Origin of the sequence: Pseudomonas sp. FSL R10-1350 (genome assembly GCF_009600525.1) — a bacterium.
In the GTDB taxonomy this organism is placed as follows: Bacteria; Pseudomonadota; Gammaproteobacteria; order Pseudomonadales; family Pseudomonadaceae; genus Aquipseudomonas; species Aquipseudomonas helleri.
Window position 1 is genome coordinate 99,401 of sequence record NZ_WIVR01000010.1, and the last position, 20,114, is coordinate 119,514.

Genomic DNA, 20,114 nt, shown 5'->3' on the forward strand with positions numbered 1-20,114 from the left:
GCGAAGGTCCTGCGGCCCTTATCGCAGCCTTCGGCAGCGACTACAGAAAACGCCAATGCTTTAAAAATGGGTGAAGGTCAGGCCTACAGAGTAGGTGGGGCCGTACTCTTCGTACTGGTTGTTGTAGCGGCTGTTGCCGCTGTAGACGAAGTACGGCTGGTCGGTCAGGTTCTGCGCGTCAAAGCTCACTTGCAGGTTTTTGGTCAGCGAGTAACGCGCGCTGAAGTCCACAAAGGTCTGCGCAGCCACATGGGTGTCGTGGGCTTTGTCGTTGACCCCGGCCAGCTCATAGAGGTAGGCCGATTTGTAGTTGGCTGACAGGCGCACGCTGAGCTTGTCGTCTTCCCAGCCGAGCATCAGGTTACCGACGGTGTTGGACTGGCTCGGCAAGTCAATATCGCGCTTGAGGGTTTGCCCGGACGCGGCGTCGTAGCCTTTAATGCTGGCATTGGAGCGGCTGAAGGTGGTGTTCGCCCCCACAATCACGCCGTTCCAGGGCGCAGGCAGCCAGTCGAATTTCTGCGAGTAGGCCAGTTCCAGGCCGTACAGCTTGGCGTTGTCACCGTTGGCATAGGAATGCGCTTCGGTGAAGTCGCGCCACGCGCCCGTACCGGCCAGGTCATTGTTGTAGACGAAGTTTTTGATGTCTTTGTAAAACAGGAACGCCGACACCGTACCGGCCTGCCCCATGAAGTGCTCAATGCCCAGGTCGAAGTTGCTCGACTCCAGCGGTTTGAGGTTCGGGTTGCCGACTTCAGCCTTGTCATCCTCGATCACAAAGCCCGGCGCCAGTTGGCCGAAGGTCGGGCGCACCACCGCGTTGGTCCAAGCGGCACGCACCTGGGTGTTTTTCGCCAACTGGTAACGCGCATGCAAGCCCGGCAACCAGTGATGGTAGTCGCGCTTGGTGTCCTGGGCTTCATACACCCCGTTGCGGATGCCCGTGCCCTTGGCGTCGAACTCGGTGCCTTCGTAGCGCAGGCCGGCGATAAAGCGCCAGTCGTCGATGTCTACGGTGTTCATCAGGTACGCCGAGTTGATGTCTTCGTGCATGGTGAAGTCATTCACCCGCGACCCCTGCTCGTTGTAGAACTTGTCGCGGTTCAGCCCGCCGATCAGGTCTTTGATCGCCCCTGCGCTGATGCCAGGCCCATAACGGCCGAGGGAGTAATCCAGCTCGCCCTTGCTGAAGCGGTCGAGGTTCAACTGGTCATCGCTGAAACCCAGTTTCGAGAAGTTTTTGTAGGTCCAGGCTTCGGTGTCGTTGTCTTTGCTGCGACGGCTGACCTTGCCGCCGAACTTGAACTGCGAGGCGTATCCGTCCACGTCGTAATCGCGCGCCAGGTCGAGGCGGATGTTCTTTTCTTTGTCTTTGGTGATTTCTTTCTTCACGTCGACTTTGTCGAGGATGAAGTTGGCCGGGTCATAAAAACCCGCACCGATGATCGGCCGCGGCTTTTCAGAGTCGTACCAGCCGCTGTCGGGGAAGCTTGAAATGCTTTTGAAAGTCGCCCCGGCGATGCCCGCCGGGCTGTCTTCGCTGGACTCGCTGTAACCGGCCTGCCCGCTCAGGGTCCACGGGCCCATGCTGCGCTCGCCGCCGAACACGTAAGACTGGATTTCCTGAGTCTCGTCGCGCTGCTTGAGTTTGCGCTTGGCTTTGGCCTTGCCCAATTCGCCTTCGGCTTGCGGGTTGGCGTATTCAATCGAGTCCGAGTTGCGGATCTCGCTGTCTTTGAAGCGGCTGTACAGCGTGCGCAAGTAGAGTTTGGTGTCGTCGTCGGGCTTGTAGTCGAAGTTCAGGCCGCCCCCGGAGCGCTCGCGACTGATGTCGTACACCCGCTGCTCGAAGCTGTTGAGTTTGGCACCGTCTGTAAAGTCCCAGGCACCGGCTGTTTCGACGTTGTCCGAGCCAAAATCGCGTTTGTTCCAGCTCAGGGCTGCCGCCACACCGAAGTTGTCGATGCCGTCGCCGAGGCTGAAGCGATCACTGATGGCGCCCGACACTTTGGGGCTGGTCTGGTGGGTGTTCTTGTTGTAACCGGCCTGGGTGGTGGCGGTGTAGAACAGGCCGTCGTGGTCAAAGGCCGACAAGCTTTCGACGTCGACCGTGCCGCCCAGCGAGTTGGCGTCCATGTCCGGGGTCAGGGTTTTGATCACCGACAGCGACTGCACCAGCTCAGAGGGCAACACGTCGAGGGCAACGGCGCGGCGTTTGCTTTCTGGGGACGGCACCAGCGTACCGTTGATGGTCACGCTGTTCAGGTCCGGGCCCAGGCCACGCACACTGACAAAGCGGCCTTCGCCCTGATCGCGCTCGATGCTGATGCCCGGCAGGCGCTGTACGGCTTCGGCAACGTTGGCGTTCGGCAACTGCGCGACGCCATCGGCGTGCACCACGCTTTGGATGGTGTCCGAATTGCGTTGCTGCTTGAGCGCCTTGTCCAGGCTCACGGCCTGGCCGACCACCTCAACGTGTTCAGTGGCACCGGCGACCGAAGCCTCGGCGGCGCTCAAGCGTTCGCTGGCAATGGCCATGGCCAATGCACTGAACGTAAAGCCGACCCATTGCGTCTTGCTGCGACCCTTGTACATGTTTGCTCTCCCCCAATTCGCGCTTAAGGCCAGGCAAATGGCCCGACAACTTGGGAGCGAACGCTAGGGGTGCTCAATGACAGTGCCGTGACAGTGCCCGGCACACACCCCGGAAATAGAGGCTTTTAGGGGGCTAATCCGCGCCGGATGAGCTGATTTGACCTTTTTCAGCCCAAGACCCTGTAGGAGCGAGCTTGCCTCGCGAGCTTTTAAACCATCAAAAGATCGCGAGACAAGCTCGCTCCTACACACTTCATATCAACGATTTTTGGCAGGACCCTTGAGCTGATTCGACCCTCACACCTCGTAACATCACTGTCACAGAGCTCTGTTCTGCTGGCCTGCATTACGTTTGGGTAGACCCGTCATGACTTGGCTCAACATCCTTAAGCACCATCGCTGGAAACTCGGGTTGCTGGTTCTGGCCGCCAATATCGGCGTGCTGCTGAACTTGGCGTTCGGTACGCCCAAGGCCTTTCACGAATGGCAGTGGCTGGACATCATCGGCGAAGGCGGCACCGCGCTGTTTGTGCTGCTGTGGCTGGTGCTGGTACTTAAAAGCCGCCCCACAGGACGGGTCACCAATTACCTGTCGATTGGCCTGTGCTGCATCTTCTTTTCCTGGTGGATGGACGTTCTCGACGAATTTATCCGCCTGCCCAAACACCTGGGCTGGAACCACTGGCTCGAATCCGGGCCGATGCCGGTCGGGATGGTTCTGCTGACCCTCGGCCTGTACCACTGGCACCGCGAACAGCAAGCCATCAACCAGCAGATGGAAAAGCGCGAACGCATATTCCGCGAGCATCGCCTGTTCGACAAACTCACCCCGCTGGGCGGTGCCGATTACCTCAAGCGTCAGGTCAGCGACTGCATGGCGCAGAGCCTTGAGCAGCAACAACCGCTGTCATTGCTGGCACTGGATATCGACGATTTCGCCTCGCTCAATCAGCACTATGGCCACGCGGAAGGCGACGCAGTGCTGCAAGCTTTGAGTCAGCTGTTGCTTCTCAATCTGCGCCGCCACGACCTGCTCTGCCGCTTGGCCGGGGACCGCTTTGTGGTGCTGCTGCCAAACACCGGCGAAAGCCAGGCCCGGTTACTGGCTCTGGAGCTGCAACAGGCCGTGCAGAGCCTTGCGCACAAAACCCGTCAGCATGGCGAGCGGGTCTATTTGTCGGCCAGCACGGCGGTGGTCATGGCCTTCAACGAAGCCCCCGATGAATTGCTCAAACGCTTGAACCTCGCTCTGGCGCGGGCCAAACCGGTACGGAGCAAACGGGCATGAGCCTCGACAGCCGCTGGTATGAAGCCGACACGCGCTTTATACCCGGGCACTACCAACCCGCGACCCTGATTGACCTGGCGTTGTCCCGCGACATCGACAGCCATCGGCTACTGCGCGGCACCGGCTTGTTCTATGACGACATCGTCGGCGGCAATACGCGCCTGAGCCCGCAACAGTTCTTCGGCCTGATCGCTAACGCCCAGCGCTTGCTGGGGGCCGATGACAGCAGTTTTCTGTTCGGTCAACGCTTGTTGCCGGGCCACTACGGCCCGGCCAGCCATGCCCTGCAACAGGCGCAAAACCTGCATCAGGCGCTGGAAACCGTCATTCACCACCGGGCGCTGCTCAGCCCCTTGTTGACGCCACGGCTGTTGCTGGATGAGCGCTACGCGTATGTGTATTGGCTCGACAGTTGCGGCGCCCAAGAGCAATTACGCTTTGTCCAGGAAGCCAGCATGACTGCCTTGAAATCCATGAGCCAATGGCTCAGCGGCGAGCGTTTGCCGTGGGAATGCAGCTTCAGCTACCCCGAGCCGCGCTACGTGGAGCAGTACTGGGTGCACTTGGGCGAAAACACCCAGTTCGGGGGCCAACTCGACCTGATGCGCCTGCCCCGCGAGTATCTGACACGGCCTTGGCCAAACGCCTCGGCGATTGCCCGGCAAGTCGCGCACCAGCAAGCACAAAGCCAATTGCACGAGCTTGGCTTCAGCGCAAGCCTGCTTGACCGGTTGTATGTGCACTTGCGCGATCAGGCGCAACGCGCCCCTGGCCTTGAAGAAGTGGCCCAGCATTTTGCGATGAGCCAGGCCACCCTCAAGCGCAAACTGAACAAACACGGCACACACTTTCAGGCCCAACAAGACCAGGCGCGCAAACACGTGGCGCTGTACCTGTATCAGATCAAGGGGTTCAGCAACGAGGCGGTGGCCGAATACCTGAACTTCAACGACCCGGCCAACTTCCGCCGGGCGTTGAAACGCTGGACCGGGTGCACGCCGAATTTGATTCGAAAGTTCATGACCTTGTAAAAACCCTGTGGGAGCGGGCTTGCTCGCGATTGGGGCGACTCGGTTAGTCTGATAAACCCAGTCGATCCCATCGCGAGCAAGCCCGCTCCCACGGTTTTAATGCATCGGGTTATTCAGCCAATGCGCGCAGTTTGGCCAATTCTTCTACGCCCAACGGAATGCCGGCTTCCAGGGACTTGGCGCGTTCGATAAAGCGTCGGTCGCCCGGCATGCGCTCAAGGCCCACGGCGTGCATCTGCCGTACCAGCTCGGCGCTGCGCTGGGCGAAGCTATTACCACCGGATTTGCTCGGGTCAATCACGATCAGCAACTGGCCGGTCCACGGGGTTTGCGCGCCCGGGTGTTTTTTCCAGTCGAATTCAAACGAGAAGTTGCCACCCGTCAACGCCGCCGCCAGCAGCTCCACCATCATCGACAGTGCCGAGCCTTTGTGGCCACCAAACGGCAGCAAGGCGCCGCCGTCGAGAATGGCTTTCGGGTCTTCGGTCGGCTCGCCCTGTTTGTCGACGCCCATGCCCGCTGGCAACAGGTGACCTTTGCGCGCAGCGATTTGTACGTCGCCATGGGCAATGGCGCTGGTGGCCAGGTCGAAAACGATAGGGCTGGCGCCTTCACGGGGTGCCGCGAAGGCGATCGGGTTGGTGCCAAACAAGGGTTTTTGCGCACCGTGCGGCACTACGCAGGTCATGCTATTGACCACGCTCAAGGCCACCAGGCCTTCTTCGGCAAACGGCTCAACATCGGGCCACAACGCCGCGAAGTGGTGGGAGTTGCGAATCGCCAGCACGGCAATCCCGGCGCTGCGGGCCTTTTCAACCAGCAGCTCGCGGGCCGCCGCCAAGGCCGGTTGCGCAAAGCCATTGGCGGCGTCCACGCGGATAAAACCGGAGGCCACGTCTTCAACCTTGGGGACGGCCTGACCATCGACCCAGTTGCTCGCCAGCGACGCCAGATACCCCGGAATGCGGAACACCCCGTGGCTGTAAGAACCGTCGCGCTGAGCCCGGGCACAGTTGTCGGCCAATACCTGCGCCACAGCGCGGGAGGTGCCATGACGCTCAAAAATCTGTTGCAGCAAAGCGGTCAGTTCGCTCAGGGAAAGCGACTCGGTGGCCGATGTGGCGGTGACGGGCTGGGACATTAGGGGGCTCCGATCTCGTTGTTATTGTCGAGTTATGACGGTAAAGCACTATCCTGCGATGACAGTTCTCTGTCAATTCTTGACTTCATGACAGAAAACATTCACTTTCTCCACCGCGCTGAAACAAGAACAGGAAGCAGCCGTGAGTCAGTCCATTAAACAACGCCTTGAAAGCAGTCTGTCTACCGCCGCGCCTTCGGGCCGGGCGATTGCCAGTTATATGCTGGCGAACCTCTACGAACTGCCGTTTCAGACCGCCGCCGACATTGCCGCCAAGCTGGGTGTCAGCGAGTCCAGCGTTGGGCGTTTCTGCCGTGCGCTGGGTTACAGCCATTTCAAAGAACTGAAAAACGATCTCAAGGACGACCTCGGCGATGGCCCGTGGCTGGTCGGAGATCGCCTGCAAGAATTCCGCCAGCAATCGAGCCAAAGCCCGCAGGCATTGCCGCGCAGCTTTGAGCTGGAAGTCGCAGCCCTGGTCAAGGTTTACGAATACAGCCTGACCCCCGCCTGGCAGACCGTCAGCCAGCGCCTGGCGACCCGGCGCAAAGTGTTTGTCGCAGGGTTCCAGACCGAGCGCGGGATCGCCGCCTCCATGGTGCATTTGCTGCAATACCTGCGTGATGGCGTGCAATTGGTCGATGGCGCTGCCGGGCATTACGCCGATGTATTGCTGTGCCCGCCCGACGATTGCGCGCTGGTGGTGTTTGAAGCCCGCCGGTATTCGCGCCACGCCCAGCAACTGTGCCGTAAAGCGCGTGAAGCGGGCATTCCGGTCACGCTGGTGACCGATACCTTTTGCGACTGGGCCGATGCCTGCGCCGATGAAGTGTTTCGCGTACCGACCGAATTCAACCTGTTCTGGGAATCCACCGCAGCCATGCTGTCGCTGGTGCACCTGCTCATCAATGAAGTGTGCAAACAACTGGGGCCTGACGTTGAGAAGCGTCTTGAGGCAACCGCGGCCTTACACAATGAGTTCGTGGGTTACACATCCTCACCCGGATCAAAACAATAAAACGAGGTGCTAGATGAACAACGTCCTTCGCTTTGCCAGTGCTTGTGCAATGGTGTTCGCGGTCGCGGCCAACGCCCAGGCAGACAAACTGACCATCGCCACAGAAGGTGCTTACCCACCGTTCAACTACGTTGATTCGGACAACAAACTGCACGGCTTCGACGTCGATATCACCGAAGAGCTGTGCAAACGCATGGACGCCCAGTGCACCATCGTGGCCCAGGACTGGGACGGGATCATTGCGGGTTTGATGGCCAAAAAGTACGACGCCATTGTCGCCTCGATGATCGTCAACGAAGAGCGCAAAAAGAAAATTGCGTTCACCAACCACTACTACCGCACCCCGCTGTCCATCGCCGTGGGCAAAGAGTCGGACATCACCGATGCCCAGTCGGACTTCGCCGGCAAGACTGTGGGCGCACAAAACGCCGCCACGCAAAGCCTGTACGCCGAGTCCCACTACAAAAAAGCCGACATCAAGCTGTACCCGACCCTGGACGAAGCCAACGCCGATTTGAATAACGGTCGTGTCGACGTGGTGATTGCCGATAAATTCCCACTGTTGGAGTGGGTCAATAAAACCGGCAAGGACTGCTGCAAAATCATTGGTGACGTTGACGGCACCCTGGATGACGCCGCCATTGCCGTGCGCCAAAACGATGATGCCCTGCGTGAACGCTTTAACAAAGCGCTGGACGAAATCGTCGCCGACGGCACCTATAAAAAGATCTCCAGCAAGTACTTCGACTTCGACATCTACTAAGTCTTTCGCCCTCGATTGAGGGCCTCCCTGCCGATGACCCTGCCCTGCGCGCCCATGGTGCGCAGTGGCTTACCTTCGCCTTTTTTTGACCGGGGACTCGAGCATGCTCGAACAACTTTCACTTCTCTCATTTGCCAGTGGCGGCTGGGGTTCAGCGCTGCTGGCCGGTTCGCTGGTGACCATTGCCCTGGCCTTGAGCTGCCTGCCCATCGGTTTGCCGCTGGGGCTGCTGGTGGCCGTCGCCGCACGCTCGAAAAACCGCTGGGTACGTGCCTGGGCCACGACCTTTTCCACGGTGTTCCGGGGTTTGCCGGAACTGCTGACGCTGCTGATCATTTACTACGGCTGCCAGATCGCCGCGCAAAAGATCCTTGAGGCCATGGGGTATGACGTGCAGTTCACGATCAATACCTTTGTTGCCGCCATGATTGCCTTCAGCCTGGTGTTTGCCGCGTTCTCCAGCGAGATCTGGCTGGGCGCGTTCAAGACCATCCCTAAAGGGCAATACGAAGCCGCCTCGGCGCTGGGCCTGTCGAAGTTCACCACCTTTCGCAAAGTAGTGCTGCCGCAACTGGCGCGCATCGCCCTGCCCGGCCTGTCGAACAACTGGCTGTCGCTGCTCAAGGATACCTCGCTGGTCTCAACCATCGCCCTGGTCGACCTGATGCGCCAAACCAACCTGGCGGTCAGCGTGACCAAAGACCCGATGCTGTTCTACACCGTTGCGTGCTTTATCTACCTGTTTTTCTCGACGATTTCCGGGCGTCTGTTCGCCTTTATGGAACGCTACTTCAACCGCCACATACGGAGCGTGCAGTCATGAGCCTGGCGGATCTGCAAAACATGATTCTCGACCCCGAATTGCTCGAACGCTTCGCCCCGCGCTTTATTGACGGGCTGCTGGTGACCGCCAAGCTGGTGGCGATTTCATTCACCCTCGGCGCGTTGCTGGGCTTGTTGATTGCGCTGGGGCGTTTGTCCAGCAATCGCCTGCTGCGTAACTTCACCGGCGCCTATGTGTACTTCTTCCGTGGTTCGCCGCTGCTGGCGCAGTTGTTCTTGCTGTATTACGGCCTGGGCTCGTTCAAGAGCTTTTGGCAAGACATCGGCCTGTGGTGGTTCTTCCGCGATGCCTGGCTGTGCACCCTGCTGGCCTTTACCTTGAACACGGCGGCGTATCAGGCCGAGATTCTGCGCGGCAGCATCATGTCAGTCGCCCAGGGCCAGCGTGAAGCGTGCAAGGCACTGAACCTGTCGCGCTGGACCACCTTTCGCAAGGTCATCCTGCCGCAGTCGTTGCTGGTAGCAATCGGCCCGCTGGGCAACGAACTGATCCTGATGATCAAAGCCAGCGCCATCGCCTCTCTGGTAACCATTTATGACCTGATGGGCGTGACCAAAATGGTCTTTGCCCGCACGTTCGATTTCCAGGTGTACCTGTGGGCCGCCGTGCTGTACCTGCTGATCGTCGAGATCGTGCGCCGCACCCTCAAATTTATCGAAGGCCGCCTCAGCCGCCACCTGCAGTAAGCCCATTGTTCGGGCTGCACATACGGCCCCTGTTTTAAGGATTTGTTTATGCATTGCGACACTCTCGTTCTGGGAGCCGGCATTATCGGCGTCAGTACCGCGTTGCAACTCCAGGCCCGCGGACGCAACGTTGTCTTGCTTGACCGCGACCAACCGGGCAGCGGCACCAGCCATGGCAACGCCGGGCTGATCGAGCGCGCCAGCGTGATCCCGTATTCGTTCCCGCGTGAGCTCTCCCGCTTGCTGCGTTACGGGCTCAATCAGCAGCCCGATGTGCGTTACAGCCTCAAGCACCTGCCCAAAGCCGGGCCGTGGCTGATGCAGTACTGGCAGCAGTCCGGCAGCAAAGGCCTGGCCAAAGCCACTGAAGCGATGCTGCCGCTGATTGAAAAGTGCGTGAGTGAACACGACCTGCTGGCAGAACCTGCGGGCATGACCGGGCTGATTCAGGACAGCGGCTGGGTCGAGGTGTACCGCACACCGGCAGACTTCGACAAAGCCCAGCGTGATGCGGCGTCTTTGGGCCGGTTCAAGCTCAATTACCGCGTACTCGACAAGCAACAGGTGCACGCCCTTGAACCGGGCCTGCACAGCGACGTGCTGGGCGGCATTCACTGGCTCGACCCCAAGACCGTCTGCGACCCCGGCGGCTTGACCCGCGGCTACGCCGAGCTGTTTGTCCAGCGCGGCGGCCGCTTTGTGATCGGCGACGCCACAAGCTTGCGAGCGACCGCCGGACAATGGCAGGTCGAGAGCCAAAAAGGCCTGATCGTGGCCAATGAAGTGGTGGTTGCGCTGGGCCCGCAGGCCCGGGGGATTTTCGAGCCGCTGGGCTATCGCATCCCCTTGGCGATCAAGCGTGGTTACCACATGCATTACGCCGCCAAAGACGGCCACACCATGCAGCACCCGATCCTCGATTCAATCGGCGGTTACGTGTTGGCGCCCATGGTCGGCGGTATTCGCCTGACCACCGGCATCGAATTTGCCGACAGCGATGACCCGATCAATGAAATCCAGCTGCGCCGCTGTGAAGAACGCGCCCAACGCCTGTACCCGCTCGGCCCGCGTGTCGATGCCGAGCCGTGGCTGGGGCGCCGCCCGTGCCTGCCGGACATGTGCCCGGTGATCGGCCCGGCCAGTCGGCACAAAGGCTTGTGGTTCAACTTTGGGCATGCCCACCACGGCCTCACCCTGGGCCCGGTCAGCGGGCGCCTGCTGGCAGAAATGATGACCGGCGAAACACCTTTTACCGACCCGACTCCCTACAGCGCCGAGCGCTTTAACTGATCGTTGGAGACACACTATGCAAGCTCATTCTGCTTACGTTCATAACCCCGTGTCGCCATCGACTGACACACGCAAGGTGGTGGTGGATATCTCGGGCCTGAACAAATACTACAGCGCGTTCCATGTACTTAAAGGCATCGACCTGAAAGTGCACGAAGGCGAGCGTATCGTCCTGTGCGGCCCGTCCGGTTCGGGCAAATCGACCTTGATCCGCTGCATCAACCGCCTCGAAATCGCTGAAAAAGGCCAGATCCTGGTCAACAGCACCGACCTGTCACAGCCCAGCCGTGAAGCGGCCAAAGTGCGCAGCGAAATCGGCATGGTGTTCCAGCACTTCAACCTGTTCCCGCACATGAGCGTGCTCGACAACTGCATTCTGGCGCCGATGTCGGTGCGCGGGTTGCCGCGTAAAAAAGCCGTGGAACTGGCCCAGCACTTTCTGGAGAAAGTCGGCATTGCCAGCCAGGCCGACAAATACCCGAGCCAGCTCTCCGGTGGACAGCAACAGCGCGTGGCGATTGCCCGAGCGCTGTGCATGGAACCCAAGATCATGTTGTTTGATGAACCGACCTCGGCCCTGGACCCGGAAATGGTCAGCGAAGTGCTGGACGTGATGGTCAAACTGGCAGGCAGCGGCATGACCATGATGTGCGTGACCCATGAAATGGGCTTTGCCCGGCAAGTGGCCGAGCGGGTGTTGTTTCTCGATGGCGGCATGATCATCGAAGACTCCCCGCCCGAAGACTTCTTCAACGCCCCGAAAAGCCCAAGGGCCAAAGCGTTCCTTGCGCAGATCGTGCATTGAACGGTTGATCGTCGTAGCGATGAAGTCCGCGCAGATCGTGCACTGATCTTCTGTAGTCGCTGCCGCAGGCTGCGATGAAGTCCGCGAGGACTTCAAGGAAACGGAGTGCTTCGCACTCCTTCGCAGCCTTCGGCAGCGACTACGAGGTTTTGGCGCAAAAACCACAGGATCAGCAGGGCAACGGCCACGGTCAGGGCGGCCAGCCCGTAAAGCAGTACCTGGAACGCTTGCAGGTAGGCCGCGCCCAGCACGGCCTGCTCCAGCCCTTGGGCCACACCCGTGGCCTGGCTCAGGTCGCCCGTTGCCAGGTACTGCGCCGCCCCCGCGCTTTGGCTGGGCAAATGGCGTTGAATCAATACCGCCAGCAGCGCGCTGACAATCGCCAGCGAGATCCCCTCACCCGCGACGCGGGTGGTGCCGAAGATACCGGTCGCCATGCCCGCACGCTCCTTGGGCACAACGCTCACCGACAACCCGTCCATCAAACCCCACGGCAAACCCGTACCGATGCCGATCACCAGCAGCGGGACAACCCACTCGAGCGTCGGCTGATTGATCCCCACCCGGCTCAGCAGCAGCAACCCGGCCGCCGCGATCAACAAACCCACCGCCGACAACACCCGCGCCGAGGTCCAGTGGGTCAGCACGCCTGCCAGATAAGGCACGATCAGCATCGGCGCCGACAAGGCAATCATCAGCAACCCGGTGTCGGTTGCACTGCGCCCTTCGATGCCAATCAAACGGACCGGCAGCAACACCAGCAGCACCACAAAACAAAAACAGGTGGCCACTGGCAGCAATTGCACGCCGACAAAACGCGAGTAACGGAACAGTGACAGGTCGAGCATAGGCCGCGTCACCCGCCGTTCTATACGCACAAACGCCAGCACGCAAACCAGCGCCCCGAGCAACATGCCGATCACCGGCTCGCTGTTCCAGCCCGTACTCGGTACCAGCAATATGCCCCAGGTAAACAGCACCAATGCGGCGGTGAAACTCACAGTGCCTTTAGCGTCCAGCTTGCTGGCGTGCGGGTCTTTGGACTCGTGCATCATCGGGATCGCCATCAGCAACGCCAGCCCGCCGATTAACGCGCCCGAAACAAACACCGCGCGCCAGCCGATATGCTCGATCAGCACCCCCGCCAGAATCGGCCCCAGCGCCAGGCCGACGCCAAAGCTGGTGCCTAACAGGCTGAATGCCTTGGTCTGACTGCGCCCTTCGAACGTATTGGCCAAGGCCGCGCTCCCACCCGCCAAGGCCGCGGCGGCGCCCACACCTTGTAAAGCGCGCAACCCGTCCAGCCAGACAATGTTCGGCGCCAAGCCCAAAGCCAGCGACGCCAAGACAAACACGCCAACGCCCGAGACAAACATGCGTTTACGCCCATAGCGGTCCGCCAGGGTGCCAGCCGCCATCAACAAGCTGCCAAAACTCAACATAAAGGCGTTGGTAATCCAGGTCAGCGCCAGCGGCCCGGCGCCCAGATCAAGGCCAATGGCCGGTGTGGCCAGCGCACCACCGGAAAAACTTAGCGGCAGAATCAGCGCCGCCGTGCAGACGGCGAGCAAGGTCCAGCCAGCGGACACGCTGGATGTGCGATCAAGACTCATGGGTAACGCTCCGGCCAGAAGGCCCAGCAAAAGAAGGTTCAACTAGGATAAAAGCGATCCAATCGGAGAAAAACAGGCTATAAATCCGCTCTAACCCAACCAAAACTCCTTAATAAAGGCAGCACATGGAAAGCTTGAGTGGTCTGAATGCGTTCGTGATTGCCGCCAGACTGGGCAGTTACGTGGCCGCCGCCGAGCGGCTGGGGATTTCGGCTTCTGCCGTTGGCAAGAGCGTTGCGCGCCTTGAAGACGGGCTTGGCGTGCGCCTATTCAATCGCAGCACCCGACGCTTGAGCCTGACCGAAGGCGGCACGCTGTTCTTTGAGCGTTGCAGCAAGATCCTCGATGAACTGGAAGAAGCCGAGGCCGAACTGCACTCATCGCGGGATGCGCCACGCGGTCGCTTGCGCGTGAGCCTGCCCGCGATTGGCTACCGCATGTTGCTGCCAATACTCGGCGAATTCACCCGGCGCTACCCCGAAATCGAACTGGACATGGACTTCAGCGACCGCATGGTCGATGTGATAGGCGAAGGCATGGACGCGGTGATCCGCAGCGGCGACTTTGCCGACTCGCGGCTCAAGAGCAAGCCGCTGGGCACCTTCCACTTTGTGCTGGTCGGCGCACCGGACTATTTTGCCCGCCTGGGTGTACCGCAGACGCCTCACGATTTGAAGCAGCACGTGTGCCTGCGCTACCGGTTCCCCAGCAACGGCCAGTTACAGGAATGGGCCTTTACCGGCGACGAGGACGACAGCCTGTGGAAGCGCTCAACCCCGCTGGTGTTCAACAATCTGGAAGCATTGATCAGCGCCGCTACGGGCGGTTTTGGCCTGGCTTACGTGCCCGACTTTGCCGTGCGCCAGGCGTTGCAGAGCCAGCAATTGGTCGCCGTGCTGGCCGATCACATCAGCGCACACGGGCGTTTTTCGGTGCTGTGGCCCAGCAGCCGCCATTTGCTGCCGAAGCTGCGCGTGTTCGTCGACTTCCTAGCCGAACACATGACCCTGGACGCACGCCCCCAGCCCTTGTAGGAGCGAGCTTGCCTCGCGATCTTTTGATCTGAAAGGTCGACAGGGTGTGACAATCACACCGCGCCGCCCGCATCGCGAGCAAGCCCGCTCCCACAGAATGCAGTGCCTCTTACAACTGTGCCGCCAGCCGCGAGCCCTGGTTGATCGCGCGCTTGGCATCCAGCTCGGCGGCCACGTCGGCGCCACCGATCAAGTGCACGCTCTGCCCGGCAGCCAGCAGGCCATCCTGCAGTTCGCGCAAAGGGTCTTGCCCGGCGCATATCACGATGTTGTCGACGGGCAGCACCTGCGGCTCGCCTTCGCCAATGCGGATGTGCAGACCGTCGTTGTCGATGCTCAGGTACTCCACGCTGTTGAGCATTTGCACGTGTTTGTTCTTCAAACCGGCCCGGTGGATCCAGCCGGTGGTTTTGCCCAGGCCGTCACCCACTTTGCTGGCTTTGCGCTGCAACAGAAACACTTGGCGCGCCGGTGCATGCACCTCGGGCTTGATCCCGGCCACACCGCCGCGTGCCTCAAGACGGCTATCAATGCCCCACTCGCGCCAAAACGCTTCGCGGTTCTGACTGGTGGCCTCGCCCTCTTGCACCAGGAACTCGGACACGTCAAAGCCAATGCCGCCCGCACCGATCACCGCGACGCTGGCACCCACCGGCTTGCGCTGCAAAATCACGTCCAGGTAGCTGAGTACTTTAGGGTGGTCGATCCCGGGAATCGCCGGGGTGCGCGGGGTAATGCCGGTGGCCAGGATGATTTCGTCAAATTCGCCCGCCACCAGTTCCTGCACATCCACGCGAGTATTGAGCCGCAGCTCAACGCCGGTGGTGCGCAGTTTGTGCGAGAAGTAGCGCAGGGTTTCGTAGAACTCCTCTTTGCCCGGCACGCGCTTGGCCACATTGAACTGGCCGCCGATTTCACTGGCTGAGTCAAACAGTGTGACCTGATGCCCGCGCTCAGCGGCTACGGTGGCCGCCGAGAGCCCCGCAGGCCCGGCACCGACCACAGCGATTTTCTTTACGGCAATGGTCGGCAGGTAGTTGAGTTCGGTTTCGTGGCAGGCCCGCGGGTTGACCAGGCAACTGGTCAGCTTGCCGCCAAAGGTGTGGTCCAGGCACGCCTGATTGCAGCCAATGCAGGTGTTGATTTCGTCGCCGCGACCGGCGGCGGCTTTGTTGACGAACTCCGGGTCGGCCAGAAACGGGCGCGCCATGGAGACCATGTCGGCATCGCCCTCGGCGAGGATCTGCTCGGCGATTTCCGGCGTGTTGATGCGGTTAGTGGTGATCAGCGGCACGCTGACCGAACCACGCAGCTTGGCGGTGACTTTGCTGAACGCGCCGCGCGGCACTTTGGTGGCGATGGTCGGAATGCGCGCTTCGTGCCAGCCGATTCCGGTGTTGATCAGGGTCACGCCAGCCTGCTCCACGGCCTTGGCCAGTTGCACGATTTCCTCCCAGACGCTGCCACCGGCCACCAGATCGAGCATCGACAGGCGATAAATGATGATGAAGTTCGGACCTACGGCTTCACGGGTGCGCCGCACGATCTCAAGAGGCAGGCGCATGCGGTTTTCATAGCTGCCGCCCCAGCGGTCAGTGCGATGGTTGGTCTGGGAGGCAAGGAACTGGTTAATCAAATAACCTTCGGAGCCCATGATCTCAACGCCGTCATACCCGGCACTTTGCGCCAGTTGGGCGCAGGTTACGAAATCGCTTATTTGCTTCTCGATGCCCGCTTCATCCAGCTCTTTGGGAGTAAACGGGTTGATCGGCGCCTGAATGGCGCTCGGCGCAACTTGACGCGGGCTGTAGGCGTAGCGCCCGGCGTGAAGGATCTGCAGGCAGATCTTGCCGCCTTCGGCGTGCACAGCCTGGGTCACGACCACATGTTTCTCGGCCTCTTCAGCCGTACTCAGCTTGGCCGCCCCACTGTACACCCCGCCCTCATCGTTGGGCGCAATACCGCCGGTGACCATCAGGCCGACGCCCCCTTTGGCCCGCTCGGCAAAATAGGCGGCCATGCGTTCAAATCCGCCCGGCTGCTCTTCAAGGCCGGTGTGCATCGAACCCATCAAAGTGCGGTTACGCAAGGTGGTAAAGCCCAGATCCAGCGGGGCGAGCAAATGGGGGTAGTGAGAGGCGGTCATCAGGGATGCTCCGTTACAGGCTAAATCACGGAAAGCGAGGTGCTCTTTGGCCCTCGTCGGTTGTGTCTGGCACAGTAAAGACACACCCGGGCTCGCTCAATGACCCAAAATGACAAACTCCTAACCTTAATGAGCAGCCCCCCTTGGCAAGCCGGGCTGAGCGACCTACCCTAGTCGACGAATTCTGCACACGGTTACCGCTTTCGTTCTCATGCGTAAATTATTTACTTGTACCTTATTGACCGCCCTGGTCGCCGCTGGCGCAGGCTACGGATACTGGACCGGGCAGCGCCCGGCCAGTCATTACTTGTCTGATCTGCGGGTGGAACTGGCCATCAACGAGGGCGTTGATCAGGGCCGTGGCAATTTGCTGGGCATCGAGCCCGACCTGTCACCTCGCGACTTCCAAAGCCTGGACCTGGTGCGTTTGAAGCTCGCCGCGTACTTGAACAGCGCGCGCAATGACGGGCTGCTCAACGATAAAACCGTGGTGGTGCTGCCTGAGCACATCGGCAGTTGGCTGGTGTTTGAGGGTGAGAAGAACGAGCTGTACCAGGCTGCCAATTTGAATGAAGCCATGCACATGCTGGTGCTCAGCCACCCGTTGGCCTTTGCCAATGCCTGGCTGCGCGCAGATGGCGACAGCCGGACCAACGATGCGCATCTGCGCATGAAGGCCCGTTCGATGGCGCGCGATTACCAGAGCCTGTTTGGCGGTCTGGCCAAAGAATTTGGCGTGACACTGGTGGCTGGCAGCATCGCCCTGCCCGACCCGCGCATTGAGGACGGTAAGCTAGTACCGGGCAATGGCCCGCTGTACAACAGCAGCGTGGTGTTTGGCCGTGATGGCGCGCCGCTGGGCACACCGCAGCGTCAGTTGCTGCCGACCTACGAAGAGCAGAGCTATATCCAGCCAAGCCCCGATCATCAGTTGAATGTGGTCGACACTCCCGCCGGGCGCCTGGGCATTTTGATCGGCAGTGACAGTTGGTACCCCGAGCACTACCGAACCCTGAACGAGCACGGCGCGCAAATGATCGCCGTGCCGGCGTTCATCATGGGTAAAAACACGTGGGAGCAACCCTGGGGCGGCTACAAAAGTGTGTTGACCCCCAGCGAGATCAGCCTCAAGCCCGGCGAAGTGTCCGAAGGTGAAGCCTGGCACCGCCTGACGCTGATCAGCAGCGTGCCCAGCAGCACGGCCGAAGCAGGCGTTACGGTGTTTCTGCGCGGCAAATTCTGGGACAAGCGCAGCTCCGGGCACGGCTTTATCAGCCGCGAGGGTCAGACCAGCGCCAATAACACCGGCGATGGTGCCCGTTTGTTGAACGTGTGGCTGTAAGACCATGAAACCGCTGCCGATGCGTTTGGGCGACCTTTCTGTCGGATTTGTCGATTCATTGGCCGAGGCCATTCGCAGCCATGGGCATGACCCGCAGCCGCTGCTGGATCAATACGGGCTTGACCCGGCCCGACTGGCGCAGCCTTCGGCGCGCTTGTCGATCCCGCGTTACATGCGTCTGGGGCATGCCGCGATCGCACTCACCGGCGACCCGGCACTGGGCTTGCGCATGGGCCAAATGAGCCGCTTACCCCAAGCCGGGCTGGCCGGGGTCACTGCGGCCCAGGCCCCGACGGTGCGTGAAGCAGCCCGTACCCTCACCCGTTTTGAACCGTTGTACGGCTCCAACTATCGCGGCCAGTCGAGCTTGCACGAAGATGCTCAGGGCGCCTGGCTACGGTTTTACTCCATCAGCCCGTATAACGCCTACAACCGCTTTGTGGTGGACTCAATCATCGCGGGCTGGCTGCAACAGTTGTCGTCGGTGGCCAATCAGCCTTTGCGCTGCGAGCAGGTCGATATTGAGTTCAGCGAGCCGGAATACGCCGAGCACTACCGCTCATTGAGCGAGGCGACGGTGAACTTTCGTGCCGAGACCAATCAGATCCGCCTGAGCCACGCGACCCTGGATCTTCGCAACCCCGTGCACTGCCCGAGCACCTGGGCAAGCCTGCTGCAGGTGTGTGAGCGCGAACTGGAACAACTGACCCGCACCCGCAGCCTGCGCGAACGCATCACACAATTGTTGGGGCCTTTGCTCAATGGTGGCCGGGAACCGGACCTGGAAGAAGTGGCAGCACGTTTGAAGCTACCGACCTGGACCTTACGTCGCAAGCTGGCAGAAGAAGGCACGCAATTTCGCGCGATTTTGAATGACACGCGGCGAGATCTGGCCATGACCTATATCCGTGACACGGAACTGGCTTTTGGCGAGATTGCCTATTTGTTGGGGTTTGCCTCAGCCGAGGCGTTTCAGAGGGCCTTTAAGCGCTGGAACGCGGAGACTCCAGGAGAGTTCCGTCGTCGCCAGCGTCAATTGGCCTGATTCAAAGCTCTGTCGCGTCGTCAGCAGACTCTGGGGAGTCCAGCTCCGAAGCCTGATACTCGAGCAGTTCTTCTTGATAGTCGTCCATGGGTGCATCCTCTTAAAAGCCTATTGATTCAAGTCATGCCTGAGTGGCGCTGGTTGAGCTTAAGGCGCGCGCATGAAGGTTAAATGACACCTTCGCGGGCCTGTCCAGCACTGACTTTAAACGTAGCAGACCTCAGAAATTTAGTGCAACCCTTTATTGTGCCGACGCAGGCTCTAGCACGGCGGGTACAGCAGGCTTTGGCGACTCGGCTGGCGGCGTGACGGGGGACGTTGGCGCCGGGGCAGCCGGTTCTGTGGTTTTCTCTGAAGGTGTTTCAACAGATTTCTCAACGGCTGGCGGAGTTACCGCCGCCGGGATCGCAGGCGTTATCGCAGGCACAGGCGCCGGTGTGACTGGCGTTTCAATCGGCACGATCGGCTGCAAGTCTGCAGGCGGCGCTACGGGCTTGGAGCTTGTGGCTTCTACCGCAGGCTCGGCAACGGGCGTTGGCGCAGGTTCAGGGGCCGCAGGCGTGGCAGGCGCAGCCGGAGCCTCTACCGGCGCTACAGGTGCCACTGGTACGGCCTGTGGCTGTACAGCGGCTTCAGGCACACCCAGTTCAGCCTTGGGCTTGTCATCAGTTGGCGTCACTTTTTTCGCATCCTTGGGCAAGAACGCTTCAACCAACGAGAAATAGCGGTCATAGAAATCCGGGGACGACACGGTTTCACTGGCCACCCTTGACCATCGAGTCGTCGGACGAGCCGATCGGCATCGACACAGACCCCAGCACACCCACCCCGAGGCTGGCCGAGTTATTCACCTTTTTCAGTGCGTAGCGGTCCAGCAAGGCGTTGGCGAACATGGTCGCGTGGTGCGCCGAGCCACCGTCGTCGGCACACACCACGTTAAAGCTGATTTCCAGATGGCTTTCGCCACTTTGCTGGAAGCTCTTGTGGCCGCTGATCATTTTCGGATCGTTGCTGGTGATGATGTAGCCCTGGCTCAGCAATGCACGGCGCGCGGCTTCGCAAGAGACCTTGTCACTCACCGGGTAATTGCGCGAGAACGTGCCTGAATCATCGAAGCTTTCATGATCGTAAATCGTCGGCTTATTCGATGAACAACCTGCGAGGCCGGCCAGACACAAGGCAACTACCGCGGTACGCAAGGAGAAGGACAAGGGCATTAACAATCCTGAGGAAAACGGTACGGGGCGTATTGTGCATCAGATCGCGTTTTTCGCGCGCGGTTTGATTGCGTGTCGCCGTTGACGAGGTACGAGGCGCGAAGGAATTGCGGGCACAAAAAAAGCGACCCTAAGGTCGCTTTCTTTGTAGCTTCAGAGAGTTCAAGGGCTCTGAAGCAAATATGGCGCAGCGGACGGGACTCGAACCCGCGACCCCCGGCGTGACAGGCCGGTATTCTAACCGACTGAACTACCG

Annotated in this window: 15 protein-coding genes and 1 pseudogene; 11 read left to right on the forward strand and 5 right to left on the reverse strand. The window is 60.3% G+C overall.

Translation table 11 applies throughout. The features are described 5' to 3' along the window. Positions 1 to 60: 60 nt before the first annotated feature. Positions 61 to 2,595 (reverse strand): TonB-dependent receptor, encoded by a 2,535-nt coding sequence (locus tag GHO25_RS07655; protein WP_153390430.1) that lies wholly within the window; start codon positions 2,593 to 2,595, stop codon positions 61 to 63. Positions 2,596 to 2,962: 367 nt separating this feature from the next. Here GHO25_RS07655 and GHO25_RS07660 point away from each other — a divergent pair, with 367 nt between their 5' ends. Both GHO25_RS07660 and GHO25_RS07665 read left to right on the forward strand, forming a co-directional pair. Then, on the forward strand, positions 2,963 to 3,883 hold the full coding sequence (locus GHO25_RS07660) for a GGDEF domain-containing protein (protein ID WP_048369039.1): 921 nt from the start codon (positions 2,963 to 2,965) through the stop codon (positions 3,881 to 3,883). Next, positions 3,880 to 4,914: an AraC family transcriptional regulator gene (locus tag GHO25_RS07665; protein ID WP_048369038.1), complete on the forward strand. Its 1,035-nt coding sequence runs from the start codon at positions 3,880 to 3,882 to the stop codon at positions 4,912 to 4,914. The genes GHO25_RS07660 and GHO25_RS07665 overlap by 4 nt, the downstream gene beginning before the upstream one ends. A 109-nt stretch (positions 4,915 to 5,023) precedes the next feature. Here GHO25_RS07665 and GHO25_RS07670 read toward each other — a convergent pair whose 3' ends face one another. Continuing rightward, positions 5,024 to 6,055, reverse strand: a complete 1,032-nt coding sequence (locus tag GHO25_RS07670) for an Ldh family oxidoreductase (RefSeq protein ID WP_048369037.1) — start codon at positions 6,053 to 6,055, stop codon at positions 5,024 to 5,026. 142 nt (positions 6,056 to 6,197) lie between these two features. On the opposite strand from GHO25_RS07670, the gene GHO25_RS07675 reads away from it, so the two are divergent. The 6 genes from GHO25_RS07675 to GHO25_RS07700 all read left to right on the forward strand — a co-directional run bounded on the left by GHO25_RS07675 (position 6,198) and on the right by GHO25_RS07700 (position 11,461). Further along, entirely contained in the window at positions 6,198 to 7,073 is an 876-nt protein-coding gene (locus tag GHO25_RS07675; RefSeq protein ID WP_178110024.1) for a MurR/RpiR family transcriptional regulator, read from the forward strand. Positions 7,074 to 7,086: 13 nt separating this feature from the next. Next, positions 7,087 to 7,836 (forward strand): transporter substrate-binding domain-containing protein, encoded by a 750-nt coding sequence (locus tag GHO25_RS07680; RefSeq protein WP_048369035.1) that lies wholly within the window; start codon positions 7,087 to 7,089, stop codon positions 7,834 to 7,836. A gap of 103 nt (positions 7,837 to 7,939) precedes the next feature. Further along, positions 7,940 to 8,659: an ABC transporter permease gene (locus GHO25_RS07685; RefSeq protein WP_048369034.1), complete on the forward strand. Its 720-nt coding sequence runs from the start codon at positions 7,940 to 7,942 to the stop codon at positions 8,657 to 8,659. Further along, entirely contained in the window at positions 8,656 to 9,366 is a 711-nt protein-coding gene (locus GHO25_RS07690; protein WP_048369033.1) for an ABC transporter permease, read from the forward strand. The genes GHO25_RS07685 and GHO25_RS07690 overlap by 4 nt, the downstream gene beginning before the upstream one ends. Positions 9,367 to 9,414: 48 nt before the next feature. Beyond that, on the forward strand, positions 9,415 to 10,656 hold the full coding sequence (locus GHO25_RS07695; RefSeq protein ID WP_153390434.1) for an FAD-binding oxidoreductase: 1,242 nt from the start codon (positions 9,415 to 9,417) through the stop codon (positions 10,654 to 10,656). 79 nt (positions 10,657 to 10,735) lie between these two features. Further along, positions 10,736 to 11,461, forward strand: a complete 726-nt coding sequence (locus GHO25_RS07700) for an amino acid ABC transporter ATP-binding protein (RefSeq protein ID WP_178110026.1) — start codon at positions 10,736 to 10,738, stop codon at positions 11,459 to 11,461. 92 nt (positions 11,462 to 11,553) lie between these two features. On the opposite strand, the gene GHO25_RS07705 is transcribed toward GHO25_RS07700, so the two are convergent. Then, positions 11,554 to 13,074 (reverse strand): MFS transporter, encoded by a 1,521-nt coding sequence (locus GHO25_RS07705; RefSeq protein WP_153390438.1) that lies wholly within the window; start codon positions 13,072 to 13,074, stop codon positions 11,554 to 11,556. Positions 13,075 to 13,199: 125 nt separating this feature from the next. Here GHO25_RS07705 and GHO25_RS07710 point away from each other — a divergent pair, with 125 nt between their 5' ends. Continuing rightward, positions 13,200 to 14,108: a LysR family transcriptional regulator gene (locus GHO25_RS07710; RefSeq protein WP_153390440.1), complete on the forward strand. Its 909-nt coding sequence runs from the start codon at positions 13,200 to 13,202 to the stop codon at positions 14,106 to 14,108. A 109-nt stretch (positions 14,109 to 14,217) separates the two neighbouring features. Here the strand turns inward: GHO25_RS07710 and GHO25_RS07715 are convergent, their stop codons facing one another. After that, positions 14,218 to 16,254 carry an NADPH-dependent 2,4-dienoyl-CoA reductase gene (locus GHO25_RS07715; protein ID WP_153390442.1) on the reverse strand — a complete coding sequence of 679 codons (2,037 nt, stop codon included), beginning with the start codon at positions 16,252 to 16,254 and terminating at the stop codon, positions 14,218 to 14,220. Between the two features lie 211 nt (positions 16,255 to 16,465). Here GHO25_RS07715 and GHO25_RS07720 point away from each other — a divergent pair, with 211 nt between their 5' ends. Together GHO25_RS07720 and GHO25_RS07725 are read left to right on the forward strand one after the other, a co-directional pair. Continuing rightward, positions 16,466 to 17,596 carry a carbon-nitrogen hydrolase family protein gene (locus GHO25_RS07720; protein WP_153375140.1) on the forward strand — a complete coding sequence of 377 codons (1,131 nt, stop codon included), beginning with the start codon at positions 16,466 to 16,468 and terminating at the stop codon, positions 17,594 to 17,596. 4 nt (positions 17,597 to 17,600) lie between these two features. After that, positions 17,601 to 18,641 (forward strand): AraC family transcriptional regulator, encoded by a 1,041-nt coding sequence (locus GHO25_RS07725; protein ID WP_153390444.1) that lies wholly within the window; start codon positions 17,601 to 17,603, stop codon positions 18,639 to 18,641. A 241-nt stretch (positions 18,642 to 18,882) separates the two neighbouring features. Here the strand turns inward: GHO25_RS07725 and GHO25_RS07730 are convergent. Further along, a pseudogene (locus GHO25_RS07730) lies at positions 18,883 to 19,858 on the reverse strand (DUF2242 domain-containing protein). Between the last annotated feature and the right edge of the window lie 256 nt (positions 19,859 to 20,114).